We start from the raw sequence: 22,418 nt of genomic DNA on the forward strand, positions 1-22,418 counted from the left end.
GACTGGAAATGCCTGCGCCTCATGAAGATCACCGACATCCAGCTCGGCATGCTGCGAGTGCCGCTGAAGACGCCGTTCAGGACGGCGCTGCGTACCGTCCACCAGGTCGAAGACATCGTGGTGCAGGTGCATACCGATACCGGGCATGTGGGTCATGGCGAAGCGCCGCCGACGGCGGTGATCACCGGTGACACGCACGGCTCGATCGTCGATGCGATTCGCCACTACATCGCGCCGGCCCTGATCGGACAGGAGGTCGCCGAGCTTGACCGGCTGACGCGGGTGATCCAGGGCGCGCTGGAAAAAAACACCAGTGCCAAGGCCGCGGTGGAGATCGCCGTCTACGACCTGTGGGGGCAGCTACACCAGGCGCCGCTGTATGCCTTGCTGGGCGGCGGCCTGCCGCGGGTCACCACCGATCTGACCATCAGCGTGGATGGCATCGACAAGATGGTGGCCGATGCCATCGACGCCGTCGGGCGTGGTTACACCGCGCTCAAGGTCAAGGTGGGCAAGGACAGCGCCGTCGACATCGAGCGCGTCAAGGCGATCCACGAGGCGGTGAAGGGGCGCGCATCGCTGCGCCTGGACGCCAACCAGGGCTGGACGGCCAGGCAGGCGGTGCGGGCGCTGCATGCGATCGAAGATGCCGGCGTGTCGCTGGAACTGGTCGAGCAGCCGGTCAAGGCGCATGACCTCGAAGGCATGCGCTACGTCACCGAGCGCGTGCACGTACCGGTGATGGCTGACGAGAGCGTGTTCGGCCCGAAGGAACTGATCGAGCTGATCCGCCTGCGTGCGGCGGACATCGTCAACATCAAGCTGATGAAATGCGGCGGCATCGCCAACGCCATCCGCATCGCCGACCTCGCCGGCCTGCATGGCATCGAATGCATGATGGGCTGCATGCTGGAGACCGGCATCAGCGTGGCGGCCGCCGTGCACGTGGCGGTGGCGAGGTCGGCGGTGATCACGAAGATCGACCTGGACGGCCCGTCCCTGTGCCAGTACAACCCGGTCGATGGCGGCGTGACCTTCAACGAGTCGCAGATCTCGGTGAGCGACGCGCCGGGCCTCGGCATCCGTGGCATCCGAGAACTGGAGAGGTTGGCTGACTGACATGACTGACCTGCAAAAAGCTCCCTGGTTGCGCCACTGGCTGGTCGCCGGCCTGGCCTCCGTCGCCTGCATGGCGGCACCGGCGGCCGCTGCCGCGGAAGACGATGCGGCGTGGAAGGCTTCGCGCCAGCTGGTGCTGGTGATCACGCCCGACTGGAACGCCGACCATGGCGTGCTGCGGGCCTACGAACGTCGCGATGGTGCGTGGCGAGCGACGGTGGCGGCGCAGGCCGTGACGGTGGGACGCGCAGGCGTGGCCTGGGGGCTGGGCCTCAACCAGCCGCAGTCGGATGGTCCGCAGAAGCACGAAGGCGACGGGCGTGCGGCAGCGGGCGTGTTTCGCATCGGCGAGGCCTTTGGCTATGCGGCGAAGGCCGATACGCACCTGCCTTATCGCGCGCTGCAGGCCACCGACTACTGCATGGACGTGAACGGCTCGCCGTACTACAACCGCATCGTGGATGCCCGCGAAGTGGGCGAACAGGCGGTGGCCGGCTCCAGCGAACCGATGCGTCGCGACATTCATCTCGACGGCGACCCGCTCTACAAGGTCGGCTTCGTCATCGAACACAACGCGCAGGCACGCGCGGGGGCCGGCAGCTGCATCTTTGCGCACGTGTGGCGGTCGCCGACCGACGCCACCGCCGGCTGTACCGCGATGCCCGAGCCGGCCATGCGCCAGTTGCTGGCCTGGCTGAAGCCGCAGGACCAGCCGGTGTTCGTGCTGTTGCCGCAGCAGGAGTACGCGCGCCTGCAGGCATCGTGGCACTTGCCCGCGCCGGGCAGCTCGCCCTGAGCCAGGCCCCTCGGTAGGTGCGCGCGGCTCAGTGCAGGCGCGCACCGAAGACGACCAGCGCGGCCATGGCAGCGTGCTTCTGATCCACGCCCCACGGCGGCCCGGCCCATTTGCCCAGCGCGGCGATGTCGGCCGCCCAGGGGCATGCCCGCGGCACCAGGGCATCGAGCGCCTTCTCCGGGATCAGGCCCAGCGGCAGGCCGCAGTCGGTGATGGCCGCGGCCAGTGCGTCGGGAAACATCAGTCCCTCGGCCTGGTGCATGCGGATGTGCACGGCCAGAATCTGCTCCGTCGTCCACGCCGGCATCGGTGAGCCGGTCAGCACCGCGCCACCGGCAATGTCGTGGCCGGCTTCCTGCAACTCCTGCAGCAGGGGCCGGAGGGTTTGCGCCGCCACCACCCGCGCCGCCGCGATGCCTTCCCGCACCAGCGCCTCCGCCTTGTCCGGCGGCAGGCCTTCGGCGGCGTGATAAGGGTGGCTGGCCCAGCCCGAATTGCATGCGTCGACCAGCGACAGGCGGCGTCGGTCGACCAGCTGCGGGTGCTCGTCGGTCAGCCCGATGGCCACCATCGCGGCCCAGCCCGAGTGCGCCTTGAACCCGATGGCGACTTTCATGGCCGCGCTCCTTCCATCAACGCCAGCATCGGCGGGGACGGTTTCCGGTATAGCACGGCGGGGGCGCGGCGGCCGGCTCCCGACGCGGTTCGCGGCGGCGGATGCTGCAGCGCGGCGCCGCTTTGAGCACAATGCACTCCCCGGCACAGCGTTCCCCGGGCCGGCGAGCCCGGCGGAGCGAGCGGCGACCCGGTCCGGCGTGTGCCATCCTTTCATCGTGCAACCCACTCCCTGGCATCCCCATGCTCCTGATGATCGACAACTACGACAGCTTCACCTTCAACCTCGTGCAGTACCTGGGCGAGTTGGGGCAGGAGGTGAAGGTGGTGCGCAACGATGCGCTGGACGTGACCGGTATCCGGGCGCTGCGGCCTTCGCACATCATGATTTCGCCGGGTCCGGGCACGCCGGACGATGCCGGCGTATCGCTGGACGTGCTGCGCGAGCTGTCGGCTGATATTCCGGTGTTCGGCGTGTGCCTGGGCCATCAGGCGATCGGCCAGGTATTCGGCGGCAAGGTGATCCGGGCCAAGCAGATCATGCACGGCAAGACCTCGCCGGTGCGCCACCGTGGCAAGGGCGTGTTCGCCGGGCTGCCCGATCCGTTCGAGGCCACCCGCTACCACTCGCTGGTGGTGGAGCAGGGCTCATTGCCTGATTGCCTGGAAGTGACCGCGTGGACCGAGAACGCCGATGGCTCGATCGACGAGATCATGGGCCTGCGCCACAAGACGCTGAACGTGGAGGGCGTGCAGTTCCACCCCGAATCGATCCTCACCCAGCACGGGCATGACCTGCTGCGCAATTTCCTCGGCCTGCCGCTGCAGCTCGCCGCATGAACGGCCCCTCCGGCAACCCGCCCGTGGGCCGTCGCGTCGCGATCACCCCGCAGGAGGCCCTGCAGCGCACCATCGAGCACCGCGAGATCTTCCACGACGAGATGATCGAGCTGATGGGCCAGATCATGCGCGGCGAAGTGAGCCCGCTGATGACGGCGGCCATCATCACCGGCCTGCGCGTGAAGAAGGAAACCGTGGGCGAGATCACCGGCGCCGCACGCGTGATGCGCGAACTGTCGTCCAAGGTCGAGGTGCCCGCGTACGAGCACTTCGTCGATATCGTGGGCACCGGTGGCGACGGCGCGTCGAGCTTCAATATTTCCACCGCATCGATGTTCGTGGCGGCCGCTGCGGGTGCGCGCATCGCCAAGCACGGCGGGCGCAGCGTCTCGTCCAAGTCCGGCAGCGCCGACGTGCTGGAGGCGCTGGGCGCGGTGATCGACCTGGCGCCCGCGCAGGTGGCGCAATGCATGCATGAGACCGGTATCGGCTTCATGTTTGCGCCCAACCATCATCCGGCGATGAAGGTGGTGGCGCCGGTGCGCAAGGAGATGGGCGTGCGCACGCTGTTCAACATCCTCGGGCCGCTGACCAATCCGGCCGGCGCGCCGAACATCCTGATGGGCGTGTTCCACCCCGACCTCGTCGGCATCCAGGTGCGCGTGCTGCAGGCCCTGGGCGCGAAACATGCATTGGTCGTGTGGGGCCGCGATGGCATGGACGAAATCTCGCTGGGCGCGGCGACGCTGGTGGGCGAGCTGCGTGACGGGCAAGTGCGTGAATACGAGGTGGAGCCGGAGGATTTCGGCCTTGCCATGGCGTCCAGCCGCAACCTGCGCGTGGAAAATGCCGAGGAATCGCGCGCCATGCTCATCGAGGCGCTGGAAGGAACGCGCGGCGTGCCGCACGATATCGTTTGCCTCAACGCGGGCGCGGCGTTGTATGCGGCCAATGTGGTGGGCTCGATCGGTGCCGGCATCGAATTGGCCCGCACGACCATCGCCAGCGGCGCCGCACGTGCGAAAATGGATGCCTTCGTGGCGACCACGCGGCGTCTGGCAGGGAAGGCCTGACGCTCACGCCACCTTCATGCCACGACCAAGCAAGCTGCCGTCATGACCGATATTCTCCAACGCATCCTCACCCGCAAGACCGAAGAGGTCGCCGAGCGCAGCGCCAGGCTGCCGCTCGTCGAGCTGTCCTCGCGCGTCGCGGATCTTGCTGAAACGCGCGGTTTCGCCGCCGCCATCGAGGCCAAGATCGAAGCCGGCCTGCCGGCGGTGATCGCCGAAGTGAAGCGCGCCAGCCCGAGCAAGGGCGTGATTCGCCCTGACTTCGATCCCGCCTCGATCGCGCGCAGCTATGAGGCGGCCGGTGCGGCCTGCCTCTCCGTGTTGACCGATCGCGATTTTTTCCAGGGCAGCGAGGACTTCCTGCAGCAGGCGCGCGCCGCGTGCTCGCTGCCGGTGCTGCGCAAGGATTTCGTGATCGATCCGTACCAGGTGTACGAGGCGCGTGTGATCGGCGCCGACTGCATCCTGCTGATCGTCGCCGCACTCGGTGACGCGGCCCTGCTCGAACTGTCGCTGCTGGCAGCGGAGCTCGACCTCGATGTGCTGTGCGAAGTGCACGACGCCGAGGAGCTGGAGCGCGCGCTGGCCTTGCCGGTGCCGCTGATCGGCGTGAACAACCGCAGCCTGCGCACCTTCCACACTGCGCTGGATACGACGCTGGAACTGCAGCAGCTGATGGAATACGACCGCATCCTGGTCAGCGAGTCGGGCATCCACACGCCCGATGACGTGACCATGCTGCGCGACGCGGGGGTCAACGCCTTCCTCGTCGGCGAGGCATTCATGCGCGCGGACGATCCGGGCCGCGAGCTCAAGCGACTTTTCGACGGCAAGTAAGCCATGTCATCAGGGGAAACCAGTTTGATGCCGGAAGCGGCGCAGGCCGCCGTGCCCGTCGCGCGCACGGTGCTGTTTGATTTCGACGGCGTGCTGATCCACGGCGACGCGTTCTATCTGTTCATGCGCGAGCGCTACCAGCGCTCGCTCCTGCGCAAGCTGGCGGTAGTGCTGGCCTTGCCGTGGATGGCCGTGGTGGCGCCGTTCTCGCGCAAGCTGGCGTTGCGCTCGCTGGTGCACATCGGCCTGCTGGGCCTGAACGAGGGTCGCTACAAGGCCGTGGCGCATGCATTCGCCGCCACTCTCGCGCGGCGGCCGCGCCAGTTCAGCCGCGATGGCCTGCAGGCATTGCGGCGCCACCAGGCGGCGGGCGATCGCGTCATCGTGGTGACCGGCTGCGAGCAGGTGCTGGTCACCCACGTGCTCGAGCAGCTTGGGCTGGCGGGCGTGGAGATACTTGCCTCGCAACTGCGTCCCGGCCTGCTGGGCATGCGCGTGAAGCTGCACAACATCGGCCGCCGCAAGCCGGCGCAGCTGGCGGCGCTCGGGGTGAAGGAGTGGCAGGTGGTCTACAGCGACTCGCTGGTCGACGTGCCCATGCTCAAGCCAGCCGCCGAGCCGGTGCTGGTCAACGGCACGCCCAAGCTGTGCAAGAAGATGGAAAAAGCGCTGGGCCGCACCATCACCCGGGTGGACTGGTTTTAGGCCGGGTCGGCCATGCGGCGGGCTTGCCAGGCGGCCCCGAGGGAATTACGTTAGCGCTAACGTAATTCCCTGGAGACGAGCCCGTGTATCTCTCTTCCCTGGGCGAGCTGGCCCTCGGCAGCCGGCTCAAGGCCCTCAGCGACCACTTCTACGGGGCGGCCGACGAGGTCTACCGCACCTGTGGCGCCCCGATCGAATCGCGCTGGTTCCCGGTGTTGCGCTACCTGTGGGAAAACGGCGCGACCACCGTCAGCGACGTGGCCACGGCCATCGGCCAGACCCATTCCGCCGTGAGCCAGCTGGCCGACAAGCTGGTGCGCGCCGGCATCGTGAAGCGCCGCAGGGACGCGGGCGACGGGCGCCGCAGCCTGCTCGACCTGACGCCGAAGGGACGCCACGCGCTGGCTTCGCTGGGGCCGGTTTGGGTGGCAGTCCGCCGTGGCGCCATGGCCTCGCTGGGCGAGGATGGCGCCGCGCTGCTGGCAGCACTCGCGGCCTGCGAGCAGGCGCTGCAGCAGCGTCCCATCGTGGATGCGATCCTGGCCGAACATGCCGCCCTGAAGGCGGCCGTATTGGAGATCGTGCCCTACGAGCCCGCGCTGAAGGCGCATTTCCACCGCCTCAACGCGGCCTGGCTCGAACGGTACTTCCGCATCGAGGACATCGATCACGCCGTGCTCGGCGACCCGCAGCGCTACGTGCTCGGGCCCGGCGGCGCGATCTTCTTTGCCCGCCTGGGCGGCGAGGTCATCGGTACCTGCGCGCTGTTGCATGAGTCGCCCGGGGTCTACGAACTGTCCAAGATGGGCGTGGACGAAACCTTTCGCGGCCTCGGGGCGGGGCGCAGGTTGCTGGATGCGGCGATCGCCGAATTCCACCGGCGCAAGGGCCGGGAGCTGTTCCTGGAGTCCAACAGCCGCCTGAAGACGGCGCTGCGCATGTACGAGCAGGCGGGTTTCGTGATGCAGCCGTCGACGCGGCCCGGCTCGCACTACGAGCGGGCAGACGTCTACATGGTCTATCAGCCGGCCGCCTCGAAGCGGGCGCCGGCGGCGCGCAAGGCCCCGAAACCGGGGTGAGCCGGGCGGCTCACGGCCGTCATCCGGGCGAATGCCGGAATGACGGCCGTCGGCGTGGACTCAACGGGTGCCGCGCACCACGATGGTCTTGCCGGCCACGTCGATCATGCGCTGCTCCTCGAGCTGCTTGAGCACGCGGCCCACCATTTCGCGGGAGCAACCCACGATACGGCTCACTTCCTGGCGCGAGATGCGGATCTGCGTGCCCTCCGGATGGGTCATGGCGTCCGGTTCCTGGCACAGGTCGAGCAGGGTGCGCGAAATACGGTTGGTGACGTCCATGAAGGCCATGCGGCTGACCTGGCGCGAGGTGCGCAGCAGGCGGTTGGTCAGCTGGGCGCCGATGGCGAAGAGGATCTTCGGGCATTCCTCGCGCAGCGGGCCTTCCATCAGCTGGAACAGGCGCTCGTAGCTGATCTCGGCCATCTCACAGGCCGTGCGCGTGCGCACCATCGACTCGCGCTGGGCCTGTTCCACGAACAGCCCCATCTCGCCGATGAACTGGCCGCGGCTCAGGTAGGCCAGGATGAGCTCGCGCCCCTGCTCGTCCTCGGTGCACACGGCCAGCGAGCCGTCCACGATGTAATACAGCGTGTTGGCGGGGTCGCCAGGGCGGATGATGGCCGTCTTGCCCGGATAGCGGCGCCGGTGGCAAAGCGCCAGGAAGCGCTCCATCGACGCAGGGTCCGGGGCAAAGTTGGCTGGCGCCTGGGAACGTTCAAAAGCTTGCTGTAGCTGATATTTAAGTTGCGCCACGATGTGTCCCGTAGATTCAAGACGGGGCCCGCGAACGGCCCCCGTGTGTCCAATCCTTCCCCCCTCCGGGCATTATGGCAAAGTAACATGACCTGCCGAAGGTTCAGTTTTCCCTTTTTTTGCCGCATACTTCACGGTCTTTCGGACGCGATCCCCTTGTCGCGGTCCGGTCACAAGGGTCGCGGAAGCTTATGCCTTCGCGTCATTTTTTCCAGCGGGGACCCTTGTCGCTAACCCGCCTCCACTGCTGGCCGTGCATCCCGGCCATGGAGAGTCGTTGTGGTCAAACCACTTCCCCGCCTGCGCCTGCAGGGTTTCAACAACCTGACCAAAGCGTTGAGCTTCAACATCTACGACATCTGCTATGCGGTGTCCGAAGAACAGCGTCAGCGCTACATCGAGTACATCGATGAGCAGTATGACGCCGATCGTCTCACCCAGATCCTGACGGATGTGGCCGAGATCATCGGTGCCAACATCCTGAACATTGCACGCCAGGACTACGATCCGCAAGGCGCCTCCGTCACGATCCTCATTTCCGAGGAGCCGGTGGTGGAGAAGCTGGGCCGCGACACCATCTCCGGTGCCGTGGTGGCGCACATGGACAAGAGCCACATCACCGTCCATACCTACCCGGAAACGCACCCGCACAACGGCATTGCGACCTTCCGCGCGGACATCGACGTGGCCACCTGCGGCGTGATCTCCCCGCTGAAGGCCCTGAACTACCTGATCGACAGCTTCGAGTCGGATATCGTCATCGCCGACTACCGCGTGCGTGGCTTCACCCGCGACGTGAAGGGCAAGAAGCACTTCATCGACCACAAGATCAACTCGGTGCAGGACTATCTGGCCAAGCATATCCGCCAGAAGTACGAGATGTTCGACGTGAACGTGTATCAGGAGAACATGTTCCACACCAAGATGCACATCAAGGACTTCGACCTTGATACGTATCTGTTCGAGGCACATGCCGACGATCTCTCGTTCAAGGAGCGCCAGCGCATCGAGTCGCTGCTGCGACGCGAGATCGAGGAACTGTTCCACGGTCGCAACCTGATGTGACGAAAAGCCCGCCGAAAGGCGGGTTTTTTTTGGGCAGCGCCTTCGTGGTGTTGCAGCTATTGCTCGTCGTACTGGCGGCTCGCAGGCGCCGGGGCGCTGGTCGTCCGGTGACTTTCGCTCACTGCCGGCGTGATCGCCACGCTTGCCGCCTGCGCGGCGGGCGTTTCGATCGCCTGCCGGCGACGCGAAGCTAGTCCCCGTAGGGCGCTCGAGTCACTTTTCTTTTGCTGGCCCACGCACGCGCAGGAGCGCGTGCGAACGGCGAAGCCGGCCCGAAGGGCGGAGGGCAGGATGCCCGGAGTCAAAGAAAAGTAACCCAAAGAAAATGGCCTTGAGAGCTGCCAGCGGGACGCGGGCTACAAGCTTTGGGATCAGGCGCAAGCCGGCCAAGTGACGTGCTTCCTCAGGGGTCGCCGCTACACCGCGACGCGTCGACGTGCTGAGGACTTAAAGCGGCGCCTGCGTTCCCTCAACTCCTAGCCCCTCTCCCCTCGGGAGAGGGGTTGGGGTGAGGGTGCGGGGCCTGCGCGGCCTTTCCATCTCGCGCTCCGCCCGAACCCTCATCTGCCTGCCGGCACCTTCTCCCGAAGGGAGAAGGGTTGCTTCGATGGATGTTGCCTTAGTCCCTCTCCCCGCGGCGACCCGAAGGTAGTCCGTGTGGGAGAGAGGGGGTGGGGTGAGAGTGGGGGGGCTTGCTCAGCCTTCCGGCCTCGCTCAAACCCGATACGCCACCGCCTTCATCACCATCGAGCTCAGGTGCATCAGACCCGGGATCGGAAACGGCAGGTCGATGCCGCCGCGCATGCGGGCCTCATGGGCATGGCGCACCTCGTCGGCCTGCATCTGCGACAACACGGCGCGCGAGCGCTCATCCTGCGGCGGCAGCCGGTCCAGGTGCTCCTCCAGGTGCGCTTCCACCTGGCGTTCGGTTTCCACCACGAAGCCCAGGCTCACCGGGTCGCCGGCCAGGGCGGCGATGGCGCCGATGGCGTAGCTGCCGGCGTACCACAGCGGATTGAGCAGGCTGGGGCGGCTGTCGAGTTCCTTCAGGCGCTCGGCGCACCAGGCCAGGTGGTCGGTCTCCTCGGCGGCGGCGTGCAGCAGGTGCTCGCGGTTTTCGTCGTTGCGGGCCAGCGCAGCCTGGCCGTCGTAGAGCGCCTGCGCGCACACTTCGCCGGTGTGGTTGATGCGCATCAGGCCGGCGGCGTGGCGGCGGTCGGCGTCGTCCATGTCGGCTTCGTCGAAGGCCGCGGCGGGCGAGGGGCGGCCGGCTTCCGGCGCGCCGGCCACGGTTTCCAGGGCGCGCTCGATGCCGGCCAGCAGGCGGTCGAGCGGGGAAAGCGTGCGTGCGTTCATGGCGAATTCTCCAGTTGCTGCGCCAGCAGGGTCAGCGGGTGCCTATGCGGCCAGCTCCGGCCGGCGCCATCCATGCCTGCAGCCAGGTGCAGGCGACAGCCGATATTGGACGACAACCATTGCTCGGGTGCCAGACTCGCGATCTGTCCGAGCACGCCTTCACGCAGGCGCGCGGCGCGTTCGGGAAATTCCAGCATGTGCGAACCGGCCGCGCCGCAACAGTGCGGTGGACGTGGTACGACGGCGAGGTCCAGCTCCGGTACCTGGCGCAGCAGACCCTGCAGCGCCGCTTCGCTGCGCGCCACGTTGAGCTGCGTGCACGGCAGATGCAGCGCGACCCGGCGCGCCAGCGGGCGAAAGCGCAGGCGCTCGGCGCGCGCCGCCAGCAGCATGACGGGATCGGAGACGGTGATTCCGGGCATGGCCCGCCGCAGCGTGCCCAGGCAGCCCGGCGTGATGGTGACCAGCTGCTCGGCACCCGAAGCCTGCCAGGCATCGCGCACGCGTTCGGCCAGTCGATCGGCCGTGGCCATCTCGCCGCCGTGCAGATCGATGGCGCCGCAGCAGAAGGCGGGCAGGCGGGTCACCCGGTAACCCGCCGCTTCCAGCAGGATCACGGCGGCGCGTTCGGCCGTGGCGTCTTCCACGCTGGCCACGCAGCCGGGAAACAGGGCAACCACGGGCTGCCTGGTCGAGACGGCTTCCTGCGAGGCCGGCAGTGTCTCGCTCGTGTCGGCCGGGAACGTTTCGAGCGCGGCACGCCAGGCGGAGCCGGCGGGCAGGCGGCTGGCCAGACGGGCTTTCCATCGCGCCAGGCCGGTGGCGCTTCCCGTGCTTGCCGCCAGCCGCAGCAGGGTCGGCTGCTTCAGCAGGGCCAGCAATTCCCGGGGGCGCCGTGGCGACGGGCCTGTCAGCGCGCGCGTTTCCACCAGCAGCTCGCCGTATTTGACGTTGGCCGGGCAGACGCTTTCGCAGTTCAGGCAGCCCAGGCAATGATCCAGGTGCTCGCGCAGCGCCGCCACCGGCTCGGCATCGCCCCGCGCCAGGGCGGCGGCGATGGCGATGCGGCCGCGCGGCGACTCCGCCTCATTGCCGTCAAGCGCATAGGTGGGACACACCGGCAGGCACAATCCGCACTGCACGCACTGGTCGGCAAGCGCAGCAATATGTTGTTCGCGAGTGTGGGGGGGCTTTTCAAGCGCCATACCGATCATGCTATCATCGCCAGCTCGCAGCCCGCCGGTCGGTGGGCTTGCGCGATTGATGAAAACTCCGTTATCATCTCGCGCCTTTGTTCCACCGATTACGTGTACCGCCCATGTGGCGGCAGACTAGGTATTCTGAAATGAAAACGTTCAGCGCCAAGCCGGAAAGCGTCAAGCGCGATTGGTTCGTGATTGATGCAACGGATAAGACGCTCGGTCGTCTGTCGACCGAGATCGCCCGCCGTCTGCGTGGCAAGCACAAGCCGGAGTTCACCCCGCACGTCGACACCGGCGATTACATCGTCGTGGTCAACGCCGAAAAGGTGGCCGTCACGGGCGCCAAGCTGGACGACAAGATGTACCACCGCTTCACCGGTTACGTCGGCAACCTGAAGACCACCAGTCTGAAGGACCTGCTCGCCACGCATCCGGAGCGCGTCATCGAAATCGCCGTCAAGGGCATGCTGCCGAAGAATCCGCTCGGCCGCGCGATGTACCGCAAGCTCAAGGTGTATGGCGGTGCCGAGCACCCGCATACCGCACAGCAGCCGCAGGCGCTGGAAATCTAAGGAACCATCATGGCTATCCAGCAGAATTACGGCACCGGCCGCCGCAAGACCTCCGCCGCTCGCGTGTTCCTGCGCAAGGGCAAGGGCGAGATCATCGTCAACGGCAAGAGCCTCGAGCAGTTCTTTGGTCGCGAGACCTCGCGCATGATCGTGCGCCAGCCGCTCGAGCTGATCGAAGCCGCCGACAAGTTCGACATCAAGGTGACGGTCGCCGGTGGCGGCATCACCGGTCAGGCAGGTGCGATCCGTCTCGGTATCGCGCGCGCCCTGATCGAGTACGACGAATCGCTGAAGTCGCCGCTCCGCAAGGCCGGCTTCGTGACCCGCGACGCCCGTGAGGTCGAGCGCAAGAAGGTCGGTCTGCATAAGGCCCGCCGCGCTACCCAGTTCTCGAAGCGCTAATTCTCCTGGGAGAGTTGCTTCGACGGTTCGGTGCACCAAGTCAGAGCGCACCGCTCCGCAGGGTTTTGGGAGATCGTCTAACGGTAGGACAACGGACTCTGACTCCGTTTATCTAGGTTCGAATCCTAGTCTCCCAGCCACATCAAGGCTCCGCTTCGGCGGGGCCTTTTTGTTTTTGGCTTGGCACAAGGGTTTCAAGGCATACGGGACTCGTCCCGAGACCGGCGGGCAGCCGGTCGAACGACGAAGACGCTCCCACCATGCTCCCACTTTGCTCCCACCTGACCCTCAAGCGCGGCATCTTCTATTACCGCCGCAAACTACCTCTGCCTCACATTGGGGAGGTCGCGGTCTCTCTGCGTACTAGCCACTATCGCGAGGCACAGCATCTCGCTAGAGTCGCCGACCTCGCGTTTCGCAGCTTCTTTCGGTCGGTACCTTCCATGGCAGACGTACAAGCCATTCTTCGTCAGCACCTTGTCGATGCGTTGGAGGAGGATCGTGCGCGGCACCTCTCGACACCTCATGGGCGCCCTGTGTATGTCCAAGGTGGTCAGCTAGATGATCACGACTGCCCAGTCGATGCAGATCTAGAACTGATCGGCACATTGCTATCAGACGCGCGCGAGGCGCTCGCCACTCGAAACGTGAAGCGCGTGGCCCGCTTGGTCCAGACCTACATGACTCTCCACGACCTCGGAGAGTCGCAGCGTCACGCGTTGGCGATGGGGCTGCTGAAAGCGGACGTGCAGGCGCTAGAGATTTCAGAGCGACGGCTAGTGGATGGAGTTGTCGATGAGATCCAGTTGCTGCCTGCATCGTCATCCAGCGGCGAGCGGGGAACAGTCGCCCCAGCGAGTGGCCCTCTTCTTTCTGAAGTCTTGCCACGCTTCATGGACCTTATGTCGACCGAAGGTGGTTGGCGTGCTCAGACCCTGATGCAGAACAAGAAGACGTATAAGATCTTCCTGGAAGTTTGTGGAGATCTCCCGATTGGCGCCTACAAACGCCCGGAGCTTGCGAAGACGCTTGATCTACTTCGCGCGCTGCCTGACGACTACGGCAAGGCCAAGCGCTGGCGAGGACTTCCGCTGCGTGAGATCGCGGAAGGCTCCAAAGGTTCGGAGTCACGGCTCGCAGTGAAAACGTTGAAGCGTCACTTCGCTGCTCTCGGAAGCCTGTTCAAGCATCTGATCGAACGCGGAGAGTATGAAGGCGCTAACCCGGCCCACGGGTTTAGCTTCCCGGAGAAGATGCGGCCGAAGATGAAGCGGCAACAGTGGGACGGCGAGCGCCTGACCAAGCTGTTCAAATCGCCCGTCTGGACTGGCTGCAAGTCCAAGAGTTCTAGGGGCAAGCCGGGTGTGCTGGTCATGAAGGATGAGAAGTACTGGCTACCACTGTTGGGGCTGTATCACGGTAACCGGCTCGAAGAGTTTGCCCAGCTGGTCCGGTCCGACCTACGTCGCGAGGACAGCATCTGGTACTTCGACATCAACGACGACGGCGACAAGCAGGTAAAGAACGAACAGTCCAAGCGACGTGTGCCGGTTCATCCGCAGCTACTGGCGCTAGGCCTCATCGAGTACATCGAAGACATCGCTCCCTCGTTGTCCGATCCCCTGTTCCCTCAGTTGAAGCCCGGTGGCGCGGACGGGAAGCGAGGGCATGCCTTTACGAAATGGTGGACTCGCTACCGGAAAGAGGTCGGACTGTACGAGCCTGGCCTCGACTATCACTCGTTCCGACATGGCGTGACAACAAAGTTGTTTGCTTCTGGGGTGTCGGAGGTGTTTGTGGATGAACTGACCGGCCATGAGGGCAAGGGCACTAGTCGTGCTGTCTACACCAAGGAGATGCCGCTCCGAAAGCTGTATGAGGCCATTTGCCAGGTCGAGTGGCCGGAAGTGTCAATCACACCGTAGCGGGCAGACAGTGCCCTAGGGGACGGACACAGCCACGACACTTGGGGTTCTCGCAGATCGCCGACGGGTGGCTTGGCTCGCGCGGACCGTCGCCATTGGCGCTGAACCGTCAGAACACTGCGTTGGAAGCTTTGAGGTAACCAAGGAAGTTCGCGCAGGGGACCATCACTCCTGGCTGCTTACAAACAGCCGGGATTTTGTATCGCTTCTTGTTTTGGGGCAGGACTGGCTGATCCTTTTCGTCCGACACAAGCTCGTGCCCATGGACGCGTGCGCAAGCAATGACCAGCAAATCGTTCTCATCGACACCGTCGGCGTGGTAAGCATCCGCTTGCACTCCGAGCATGTCCTTGATGGCCGACGCCGCCTGTAGAGTGGCTTCTGTAATGTCGATGACTTGGACGTGAGCTGCTTTGAGCCAAGCGTGGCAGTCCGGGGACATGTGGCCCACCTCGTCGTAGGCAACCTCCGGAATTCCTACCCGTCCCGCCGCGATCTCGTCCTCCAGCCAGAGCCAGAGCCGCGGAAACATTTGGATCGGGTAGTTATCCCACCCGTAAATTATCGACGAGGCATCAAATACGCGCATAGAAGCGCTCAAGTTGATGCAGATCGGAAATCTTGAGGTTGTCGAGGTACGTACTGGCCCGAGCCAACGTTATGCGCTTGCCGCTCAACGAGTCGAGCACGGTGCGAACGTAGCCGTCTCCAAAGATGTGGACCGGTTCGCGATGCCTGTACTGTCGATTCCCTTGGCCGTCCTCTGCGTACACCTGGCGATCGCGCCAGGCCCGATATTCGTTGTACTTGTCAGCTGTCAGTCGACCGGAGTCGAGAAGGCGCCGGAGAATAACTTCCGTGCTTACCGTCCACTTCTCCGACTGCGGCCGAAGCCACCCATCGTATTCTTCGACACCTCTGGGCCGCCGCTGGTCATTTATCTCCAGCAGGAACTCGGCCGGGACCAATAGATGTCCGGCAAACATGTTGGCTTCTCGCTCATGACCTTCATTCGAATGAAAGTCTGCGGCGTCATCGATCGAGCTAGCCCGGTGCAGAACGAGGTGACCCAGTTCGTGCATCAAGGTAAACGACTGGCGAGTCTCGAATCGCTCCTTGCGGACAACGATCACAGGGCAGCGGTCGTCGTAAAGGGCAAAACCAAGGACCGGGCTGTCCTTTGGGATTTGCCACTTCCCGTTATAGCCGTTGCTCCGGAAGACCAATATGCCTTTGGCCTGAAGCGCGGCGCGATAGCTTGTGAAATCATTTTCCGGCCCTAGCCCCAGCCATCTTCTAATGGCTGCTGCAGCACGGACCACGTCGCGGGGAAGCTGCGGGGGCGCAAACCGGGGCGCAGCATCCTCTTGGAGGTCTTCCTGGAGCGTCAGGTAAATCTCTCTCGACTTCTCGACGCGTTCAATCAACGACTTGAGCTTTGGCGATAGACCGATCTTCTGATTCGCCAAAGTCCGGAACTGCGGCGTGTGGACCAATTCGGCAGTGGCCGGGCCTTGCTCCAGAAAGAAGAGAACACCCCTTCCAAAGTATTCGGCGATTCGTCGGAGCTGGCCAAAGGTGACCCCTGGCTCGCCTGCCATCGTCTTCTCAAGGGTCGGCAGGGCAATGTTGGTGTCCGCAGCCAAGTCTGCCAGCGAGACGTCTCTGTCTTCGCAGCACCATTCAATGCGCTCTGGATTGACGGACTGGAGCCGTTCCATAAGTTTGCAGTTTGCCGTCAGATGGAGTGACGCGATAGAGGGCCAAGGAAGCGAGCGAAGCGTGTCGGTGGCGAGGATCACCCGCTGCGACAGCGTGAGGGGTGGTGAAATATTCGGCAGAAATCTCCGGCACGGTATCTAAACGGCGGTGACGGTGCGATTCCCCCCCTGGGCCTCTGCGCCCCGTTGAATGGCCCTGTTTCGAATTCGTGGGGATTACGGGGCGGCGAGCAGCTGAGGGCACCCGGCGCCATCTGGCGACTCGAGCGGTTGCCAAGTGTACGTCATGGGTACAGAATGGACTAACGAGCGTTAGGGCATTTTGTACCCTTGGAAATCTTATGAAGATCGTCAGCTACCTTCGTGTGTCCACTCGCCGCCAAGGCGTCAGCGGCTTAGGTTTAGAGGCCCAGCGCGCAGCCATCGAAAACTTCGCCCAGATGTCGCACGCGAAAGTCGTCGACACCTTCACCGAGATCGAGAGCGGTAAATTCAACGCTCGGCCGGAACTGGCCAAGGCGTTGCATCTCGCCAAGATCACTGGGGCCATTCTGGTAATTGCCAAGCTTGACCGGCTCTCGCGCAACGCGGCCTTTCTGCTAACCCTGAGGGACAGTGGGGTGAAGTTCATTGCAGCCGACATGCCTGACGCCAACGACCTCACTGTAGGCATCATGGCGCTGGTCGCGCAGCAGGAGCGCGAAGCTATCTCCAAGCGCACTAAGGAGGCTCTTCTGGCTGCCAGGGCGCGAGGCGTGAGGCTAGGTAACCCAAACGGAGCCGCGGCACTACGGCGAGCAGGTAGCGGTAATGCAGCCAGCGTGCAGGCCATCCGCCATGCTGCAGACACTCACGCGCGCAATCTCAAGCCTGTGCTCGATGCGCTGGCGGCAGATGGAGTGGTCAGCTTGGGCGCCGTAGCTGCTGCGTTGAATGAGCGTGGAATGCTTACTCCGCGCGGCGCACAGTGGCACAAGAGCAGCGTACGCAACCTGTTCGCGCGCATTGCCGCCCAGGACCGCTGAGAACCGAAATGCAGACTCAGCGCGAAGTGCTGTAGAGGTACTTCTGGAAACCCACAAACACTCCGCGGATCTGCTCTGGCGTGCCCAGTTCTGCAGCGGCATCTGCAATGGCATGGTATTTCAGGCGCAACAGCGGCGTGAGCTTGTCGAGATCAAGCTCATCCACCCCGGCCTCGACGTAGTGACTTAACACGAAGTCGAGGAAATCCAGCTGACGATTGCTGCCGTAGCTCGTGTTGATACCCTGCTTGGCAAGCACGGCGCGCTCGCTGCGAGTCAGTGGTGCTCGGGTGTAGGCCACATAGGCCAGCACGTCAAACAAGTCGCTGTTCTCCGCCTCGATGATCTTCTGCATCTCGGCCAGTTGAGCACGCCCGAAGCCCTTCTCGGTCAAGCCCTGGAGCAGCGTTTTGCGGGTGGTCGGGTCGCTCCAGATAGCGCGTAGCTCATCCTCATCCTTAAAGAAATCGGGTAGGGCGCCGAACAGGCTCTCAACGAACTGCGCGGCGGACATCGGCTTACCATCGACACCCAAGTAGCTGGTCGAAGACATGTGCTGGAACTTGCGTGCTTTGCCGTCAGCCAGCCGGATGACGGTCTTGCGCAGCGGCCCATCCTGCTCCTCTTCCGTAGTAGCCGTAATGCCATCTTCACCCTCGACTCGGGCATTCGCGGTGCGCGCGCCGGTTGTTGGTTCTAGTGGCTCGCCATCCCACTCAGGATCTTCGAAGTGCTCGTACGCCTTCACGAAATCGAAGATCGTGAAATAGTCCTTGCCGTCCAGCAGGCGGGTGCCACGGCCAACGATCTGCTTGAACTCGATCATCGACCCCACGGGCCGCATCAGCACAATGTTCCGCACGCCGCGTGCGTCCACTCCGGTGGACAGCTTCTGCGAAGTGGTCAGGACGGTGGGAATAATCTTCTCGTTGTCCTGGAAGGCCAACAGAAATCCTTCGCCAGCCGCACCGTCTGCCGCCGTCACGCGCACGCAGTAATCGGGATGTGCGACCGTCTTGCGCTGGTTGATCAGGTCTCGCACTAGTGCGGCGTGCTCTTGCGTGGCGCAAAACACCAGCGTCTTCTCTTTGGCTCCGATCTCGGCCATGAACAAGTCCACGCGGTACGCCTCGCGCTCGGGAATCACAATCACCCGATTAATTTCGCCCTCTGTATAGCGTTTGCCAGGGACCACTTCGCCATCCATTACGGCATCGTCCGGTGTGTAGGTGTAGTCGTCGATCGTGGTCGCAAACTGGCGCAGCTTGAACGGCGTAAGGAAGCCGTCTGCGATGCCTTCCTTCAATGAGTAGCTGTACAGCGGTTCGCCGAAATACGAGTAGGTGTCCGCATTGGCGCGCCGCTTGGGCGTAGCGGTGAGGCCAAGCTGCACAGCTGGCGCGAAGTAGTCGAGGATGCCGCGCCAGTTGCTCTCATCGTTAGCGCCGCCGCGGTGGCACTCGTCGATGATGATGAAGTCGAAGAAGTCCGCCGGATAGTCACCAAAGTACGGGGAGTTGCCCGGACCGCTCATGAAGGTCTGAAAGATGGTGAAGAACACATTGCCGTTCGTAGGCACGGCACCCTTCTTGCGAATCTCGGCTGGCGAAATCCGCACCAGCGCATCCTCGGCAAATGCCGCAAACGCGGAGAAGTCGTTGTAGGCCTGGTTGGCCAACGTGTTGCGGTCCGCCAGGAAAAGGATGCGCGGGCGCCGACCGGGTTCGCTGCCGCTCTTCCGATCCTTGAGGTTCCAGCGAGCCTGGAACAGCTTCCACGCGATCTGAAATGCGATGGACGTCTTGCCGGTACCCGTGGCCAGGGTTAGCAGCATGCGCTCACGCCCGCTTGCCACAGCCTCCAGCGCGCGTGTCACGGCAATGTCCTGGTAGTAGCGCAGCTGCCAGCTGCCGCCCTTGTCCGGAGTGGGCACTTGGGAGAAGCGGTCACCCCATGCGTTCGCCTCGGCCGCCGCGTCATGCCAAAGCTCGTCGGGGGTTGGCCAAGCATCTACCAGGCCTTCCGCGCCGGTTTGCATGTCCACCCGGTAGATGCCGTGGCCGTTGGTCGCGTAGGCGAAGCGCAGCTGCAGCTTGTTGGCGTAGCGTTTGGCCTGCGCTAGTCCTTCGGTGACACCGCTGTCGCGTCGCTTGGCCTCGATTACGGCCAGTTTGCGGCCGCGGAACATCAAAACGTAGTCAGCAATATCCGCCTTGCCGCGCTGACCCGCACCCTGTAGCCGGCCCAGTGTGATGTGCTCTTCCCGGCGTACCCGACTGGCCTCCACCACGCCCCAGCCGACCGCGGCTAGGGCCGGGTCAATCAGTTCCGCACGTGTCTCTGCCTCGTTCACAAGCAGTGGTCCCTATGGCCTGAGGCCGATGGTAGCGAGAAGCGCTTCGGGCTGGAAACGGCGCAGGGCGTGGAGGTGGGATGCCAGTGCAAAACCGGTTACGGGTGGCTGGAAAAGGTATGTCACCAGAGCGCTTATAGCTTGCCAGCAAAGGCCTCGGTAAGCAGGGACTGCTTGAGGGCGTCGAGAGCGGTGAGCTTGCTAGATTGCGCCTCGATAAAGAGATTGATGCCTTCTCGTAGTGCACGGAAGTTGTCTACGACAGCTTGTTGTACTTCAACCGGGGGCAGGAGCAGAGGCAGATCAATAATAAGACCCATGTTCAGTCCATCCATGACTGAGCCTTTTGCCTGTTGCTGCAGGTACTCTCTTGCCGAAGGGTCATAGAGGAAATAGGTGTGAAGGAAGCTTGGCAAGCATTTGTTGTTATCCAAGCTGATACAGCACAAGTGCTTCGTGTTGATCGCAACCGGGATGTTGTCTGGAACAACGGCACAGCGTCCGCAAGTTCCCATGATGGTGATCAGAACATCACCAGGGTAAACCCGATAGCGGGCCAGTTGCTCGAACTTCGCCGGGGTGACGTACCGCCTCTTGCCCCATTGGAATTCGTTATTAACTGCATTGTCGATGCCAAGGACGGCTATGCCGGCATCGACAAACTCACTATGGAGCAGCTGGCTCCCGAAGGGGCCGGTGCGAATGGAGCCTTTTTTCGCAGCCGCGACGTCGGCAACTCGTAGGCGCTCCCAGTGGCGGCGGCCTTGCCCTTCCGCAATATGCCGATAGCCTTGATTTATCAGTTCGCCAGCAAGCTTCAAATTCCTCTCAGCATTGGCTTTAGCAGTCGCGATGCCGGCAAACGCCTTGTCGAGAGCGGCCACGATGCGTCGCTGTTCGGCGACAGGCGGTAGGTGAAAGTCAAAGTCGAGAACTTCCTCCATATCCGCGCGCGGCATCCTCGCCCCTGTACACGTCGCGTTGATGTCCAAAGTTGTCTTGTCGCTAAGAAGCCAATACGCCAAATACTCCCTTACGAGCCTTTCACTTGGGAGAATAGGAAATATCTCGGTAGAACAACGGCCCGCGCCCGAAGGCAATGCCACTTTCTTAAGGTACGGTCGCAGTCGCCCATAGAGCACATGTTTGGCGGAGAAACTAAACGTTGCGCTCTTAGCATCCAGTTGTTCGGACTGCGAAAGGATGCGTCCTGTGCCGCTTTCAATGTTCTCAAGCCCAACGTACTTCAGCCCATCGTGCGTGCCTTGGTTCTTGTCATATCGACAAATTTCTCGTAACCGAACGCGCTCCCAGTTCGCCCTCACAGCAACCCCCGAATCTCTTCCAGGAGCGCCGCACTCTGTGCGTCCAGCGCCCCGATCTCATCAAGAATGGCTTTTGGGCTGCGCAGCGCAACTGCCTCCCCTCCGTTGGGACTCTTCACGGACAGGTCCAGTGTTACCGGGTCGATGTTCGCGATGTCCACCGACCACGACTGCACAGTGTCGGCAAAGGTTTTCTGCCGTTCCAAGAAGTCGGCAAGGTCCGCATCGTTGAGCGGGTTGGTCTTGCCCAGGTTGCGGCCGGGTGTGAGCTGGTAGTACCAGACCTTGCTCGTCGGTGCCCCTTTGTCAAAGAACAGCACTACGGTCTTCACGCCTGCGCCCTGGAAGGTGCCGCTTGGTAAGTCGAGTACAGTGTGCAGATCGCACTCCTGTAGAAGCTGCTTACGCAGGGCTACGCTAGCGTTGTCGGTGTTGGAGAGGAAGGTGCTCTTGATAACGATGCCGCCGCGGCCGCCTGCCTTGAGGCTGCGGATGAAGTGCTGCAGGAACAGGTAAGCGGTTTCGCCGGTCTTGATCGGGAAGTTCTGTTGAACCTCGGCGCGCTCCTTACCGCCAAAAGGCGGGTTGGCCAAGATTACCTCGTAGCGGTCGCGCTCCTGGATATCGCTAAGGTTCTCGGCCAGCGTGTTGGTGTGGATGATGTTGGGTGCCTCGATGCCGTGCAGGATCATGTTCATGATCGCGATGACGTAGGCAAGGCTCTTCTTCTCCTTGCCGAAGAACGTACGCTTTTGCAGGGTATCGAGGTCGCGCGTGCCGAGGTTCGGCTTGGCGCGCAGGAAGTCGTAGGCCTCGCATAGGAAGCCCGCGCTGCCGGCAGCGCCATCGTAGACGCGCTCGCCGATAGTTGGTTTCACCACCTTGACGATGGCGCGGATCAGCGGACGTGGCGTGTAGTACTCACCGCCATTACGCCCTGCATTGCCCATGTTGCGGATCTTGGCCTCGTACAGATGCGACAGCTCGTGCTTCTCGGTCTGCGTGCCAAAGCGCAGACCATCCACCAGCTCGATCACCTCGCGTAGGTTGTAACCGGACTGGATTTTGTTCTTGATCTCGCCAAAGATCTCGCCGACCTTGTATTCGATGGTGTCCGCGCTGCGAGCTTTTCCCTTGAAGGCATGCAAGTAGGGGATCAACCGCTGGTTAACGAAATCGCGCAGGTCGTCACCGACCAATGCCGCGTGGTGGTCGATACGGCCATCCTCGGTCTTGGGCACGGCCCAGTTGTCCCAGCGGTAGTCGGCGTCGAGGATGTAGCGATACTTCTTGCCTTCCAACTGAGCTTCCAGCGCCTTTTCCTGCTCCAGTGCGTCGAGGTACTTCAGGAACAGTAGCCAGGAGCTTTGCTCGGTGTAATCCAGTTCGCTGGTACAGCCGGCGTCCTTGTGAAGGATGTCGTCGATGTTCTTGAAGGCCTGCTCAAACACGCGGGTGAATCTCCTAAGCGACTAGCGCCATCTCACTTGGGCCGAGGCGCACGCTCGATGGGCGTCGTTCTCTCAGCGCGCAAGAACTTGCGATATTATGGGCCAAGGGGATGTGCACCCGACCCCTTAGATGCGCCTGAGGCGCTCCCCATTGTCTACGTTTGCCCCTGTTCCCGCGACGGTTGGAGGGGTGTCGAGTTT

Annotated in this window: 21 protein-coding genes, 1 tRNA gene and 1 pseudogene; 14 read left to right on the plus strand and 9 right to left on the minus strand. The window is 63.4% G+C overall.

The window, feature by feature from the left end; all coding sequences use genetic code 11:
- Positions 1-21 precede the first annotated feature (21 nt).
- Together ACXU4B_RS11750 and ACXU4B_RS11755 are read left to right on the plus strand one after the other, a co-directional pair.
- Complete coding sequence (locus ACXU4B_RS11750; RefSeq protein WP_131412316.1) at positions 22-1,119, plus strand: dipeptide epimerase; 1,098 nt, start codon at positions 22-24, stop codon at positions 1,117-1,119.
- Between the two features lies 1 nt (position 1,120).
- Entirely contained in the window at positions 1,121-1,915 is a 795-nt protein-coding gene (locus ACXU4B_RS11755; RefSeq protein ID WP_425481427.1) for a L,D-transpeptidase family protein, read from the plus strand.
- A gap of 28 nt (positions 1,916-1,943) precedes the next feature.
- On the opposite strand, the gene ACXU4B_RS11760 is transcribed toward ACXU4B_RS11755, so the two are convergent.
- Positions 1,944-2,531, minus strand: a complete 588-nt coding sequence (locus ACXU4B_RS11760) for a hypothetical protein (protein WP_131412314.1) — start codon at positions 2,529-2,531, stop codon at positions 1,944-1,946.
- A 242-nt stretch (positions 2,532-2,773) separates the two neighbouring features.
- Between ACXU4B_RS11760 and ACXU4B_RS11765 the strand changes: the two genes are divergently transcribed.
- From ACXU4B_RS11765 to ACXU4B_RS11785, 5 genes are all read left to right on the plus strand, one after another.
- Entirely contained in the window at positions 2,774-3,370 is a 597-nt protein-coding gene (locus tag ACXU4B_RS11765; RefSeq protein WP_131412312.1) for an anthranilate synthase component II, read from the plus strand.
- Complete coding sequence (gene trpD, locus ACXU4B_RS11770) at positions 3,367-4,443, plus strand: anthranilate phosphoribosyltransferase (protein ID WP_131412310.1); 1,077 nt, start codon at positions 3,367-3,369, stop codon at positions 4,441-4,443. Before ACXU4B_RS11765 ends, trpD begins: the two co-directional genes overlap by 4 nt.
- A 42-nt stretch (positions 4,444-4,485) precedes the next feature.
- Positions 4,486-5,280, plus strand: a complete 795-nt coding sequence (gene trpC, locus ACXU4B_RS11775) for an indole-3-glycerol phosphate synthase TrpC (RefSeq protein WP_131412308.1) — start codon at positions 4,486-4,488, stop codon at positions 5,278-5,280.
- 3 nt (positions 5,281-5,283) lie between these two features.
- Positions 5,284-5,985, plus strand: coding sequence for an HAD family hydrolase (locus tag ACXU4B_RS11780; RefSeq protein WP_131412306.1), 702 nt, complete (start codon positions 5,284-5,286; stop codon positions 5,983-5,985).
- 83 nt (positions 5,986-6,068) lie between these two features.
- Positions 6,069-7,064, plus strand: a complete 996-nt coding sequence (locus ACXU4B_RS11785; protein ID WP_131412304.1) for a bifunctional helix-turn-helix transcriptional regulator/GNAT family N-acetyltransferase — start codon at positions 6,069-6,071, stop codon at positions 7,062-7,064.
- 60 nt (positions 7,065-7,124) lie between these two features.
- Here ACXU4B_RS11785 and crp read toward each other — a convergent pair whose 3' ends face one another.
- Complete coding sequence (gene crp / locus ACXU4B_RS11790) at positions 7,125-7,739, minus strand: cAMP-activated global transcriptional regulator CRP (protein WP_458910880.1); 615 nt, start codon at positions 7,737-7,739, stop codon at positions 7,125-7,127.
- Between the two features lie 360 nt (positions 7,740-8,099).
- Here crp and speD point away from each other — a divergent pair, with 360 nt between their 5' ends.
- Positions 8,100-8,885: an adenosylmethionine decarboxylase gene (gene speD / locus ACXU4B_RS11795; protein ID WP_026633844.1), complete on the plus strand. Its 786-nt coding sequence runs from the start codon at positions 8,100-8,102 to the stop codon at positions 8,883-8,885.
- Positions 8,886-9,599: 714 nt separating this feature from the next.
- On the opposite strand, the gene coq7 is transcribed toward speD, so the two are convergent.
- Positions 9,600-10,241, minus strand: coding sequence for a 2-polyprenyl-3-methyl-6-methoxy-1,4-benzoquinone monooxygenase (gene coq7, locus ACXU4B_RS11800; protein ID WP_131412300.1), 642 nt, complete (start codon positions 10,239-10,241; stop codon positions 9,600-9,602).
- A complete protein-coding gene (locus tag ACXU4B_RS11805) occupies positions 10,238-11,455 on the minus strand; it encodes a (Fe-S)-binding protein (RefSeq protein ID WP_131412298.1) in 1,218 nt (405 codons plus the stop codon). Before ACXU4B_RS11805 ends, coq7 begins: the two co-directional genes overlap by 4 nt.
- Before the next feature lie 131 nt (positions 11,456-11,586).
- On the opposite strand from ACXU4B_RS11805, the gene rplM reads away from it, so the two are divergent.
- The 5 genes and pseudogenes from rplM to ACXU4B_RS11830 all read left to right on the plus strand — a co-directional run bounded on the left by rplM (position 11,587) and on the right by ACXU4B_RS11830 (position 14,342).
- Positions 11,587-12,015, plus strand: coding sequence for a 50S ribosomal protein L13 (gene rplM, locus ACXU4B_RS11810; RefSeq protein WP_130619814.1), 429 nt, complete (start codon positions 11,587-11,589; stop codon positions 12,013-12,015).
- A gap of 9 nt (positions 12,016-12,024) precedes the next feature.
- Positions 12,025-12,417 carry a 30S ribosomal protein S9 gene (rpsI, locus tag ACXU4B_RS11815; RefSeq protein WP_131412296.1) on the plus strand — a complete coding sequence of 131 codons (393 nt, stop codon included), beginning with the start codon at positions 12,025-12,027 and terminating at the stop codon, positions 12,415-12,417.
- A 66-nt stretch (positions 12,418-12,483) separates the two neighbouring features.
- Positions 12,484-12,557, plus strand: a tRNA-Gln gene (locus ACXU4B_RS11820).
- A gap of 120 nt (positions 12,558-12,677) precedes the next feature.
- Positions 12,678-12,839, plus strand: a pseudogene (locus ACXU4B_RS11825) (DUF6538 domain-containing protein); the annotation flags it as partial.
- A 21-nt stretch (positions 12,840-12,860) separates the two neighbouring features.
- Positions 12,861-14,342 carry a site-specific integrase gene (locus ACXU4B_RS11830; RefSeq protein ID WP_165583227.1) on the plus strand — a complete coding sequence of 494 codons (1,482 nt, stop codon included), beginning with the start codon at positions 12,861-12,863 and terminating at the stop codon, positions 14,340-14,342.
- A 109-nt stretch (positions 14,343-14,451) separates the two neighbouring features.
- Here ACXU4B_RS11830 and ACXU4B_RS11835 read toward each other — a convergent pair whose 3' ends face one another.
- Positions 14,452-14,931, minus strand: a complete 480-nt coding sequence (locus ACXU4B_RS11835; RefSeq protein WP_131412292.1) for a DUF4411 family protein — start codon at positions 14,929-14,931, stop codon at positions 14,452-14,454.
- On the minus strand, positions 14,918-16,063 hold the full coding sequence (locus tag ACXU4B_RS11840; RefSeq protein WP_131412290.1) for an ImmA/IrrE family metallo-endopeptidase: 1,146 nt from the start codon (positions 16,061-16,063) through the stop codon (positions 14,918-14,920). The genes ACXU4B_RS11835 and ACXU4B_RS11840 overlap by 14 nt, the downstream gene beginning before the upstream one ends.
- Positions 16,064-16,404: 341 nt before the next feature.
- Here ACXU4B_RS11840 and ACXU4B_RS11845 point away from each other — a divergent pair, with 341 nt between their 5' ends.
- The gene (locus tag ACXU4B_RS11845; protein ID WP_131412288.1) at positions 16,405-17,088 is read left to right on the plus strand and encodes a recombinase family protein; all 684 of its coding nucleotides are present in this window, start codon (positions 16,405-16,407) and stop codon (positions 17,086-17,088) included.
- 16 nt (positions 17,089-17,104) lie between these two features.
- Here ACXU4B_RS11845 and hsdR read toward each other — a convergent pair whose 3' ends face one another.
- From hsdR to ACXU4B_RS11860, 3 genes are all read right to left on the minus strand, one after another.
- Complete coding sequence (gene hsdR, locus ACXU4B_RS11850; RefSeq protein ID WP_131412286.1) at positions 17,105-19,441, minus strand: EcoAI/FtnUII family type I restriction enzme subunit R; 2,337 nt, start codon at positions 19,439-19,441, stop codon at positions 17,105-17,107.
- 134 nt (positions 19,442-19,575) lie between these two features.
- Positions 19,576-20,766 carry a restriction endonuclease subunit S gene (locus tag ACXU4B_RS11855; RefSeq protein ID WP_131412284.1) on the minus strand — a complete coding sequence of 397 codons (1,191 nt, stop codon included), beginning with the start codon at positions 20,764-20,766 and terminating at the stop codon, positions 19,576-19,578.
- A complete protein-coding gene (locus ACXU4B_RS11860; protein WP_131412282.1) occupies positions 20,763-22,217 on the minus strand; it encodes a class I SAM-dependent DNA methyltransferase in 1,455 nt (484 codons plus the stop codon). The genes ACXU4B_RS11855 and ACXU4B_RS11860 overlap by 4 nt, the downstream gene beginning before the upstream one ends.
- Positions 22,218-22,418 lie beyond the last annotated feature (201 nt).

This window comes from Dyella soli (genome assembly GCF_054482295.1).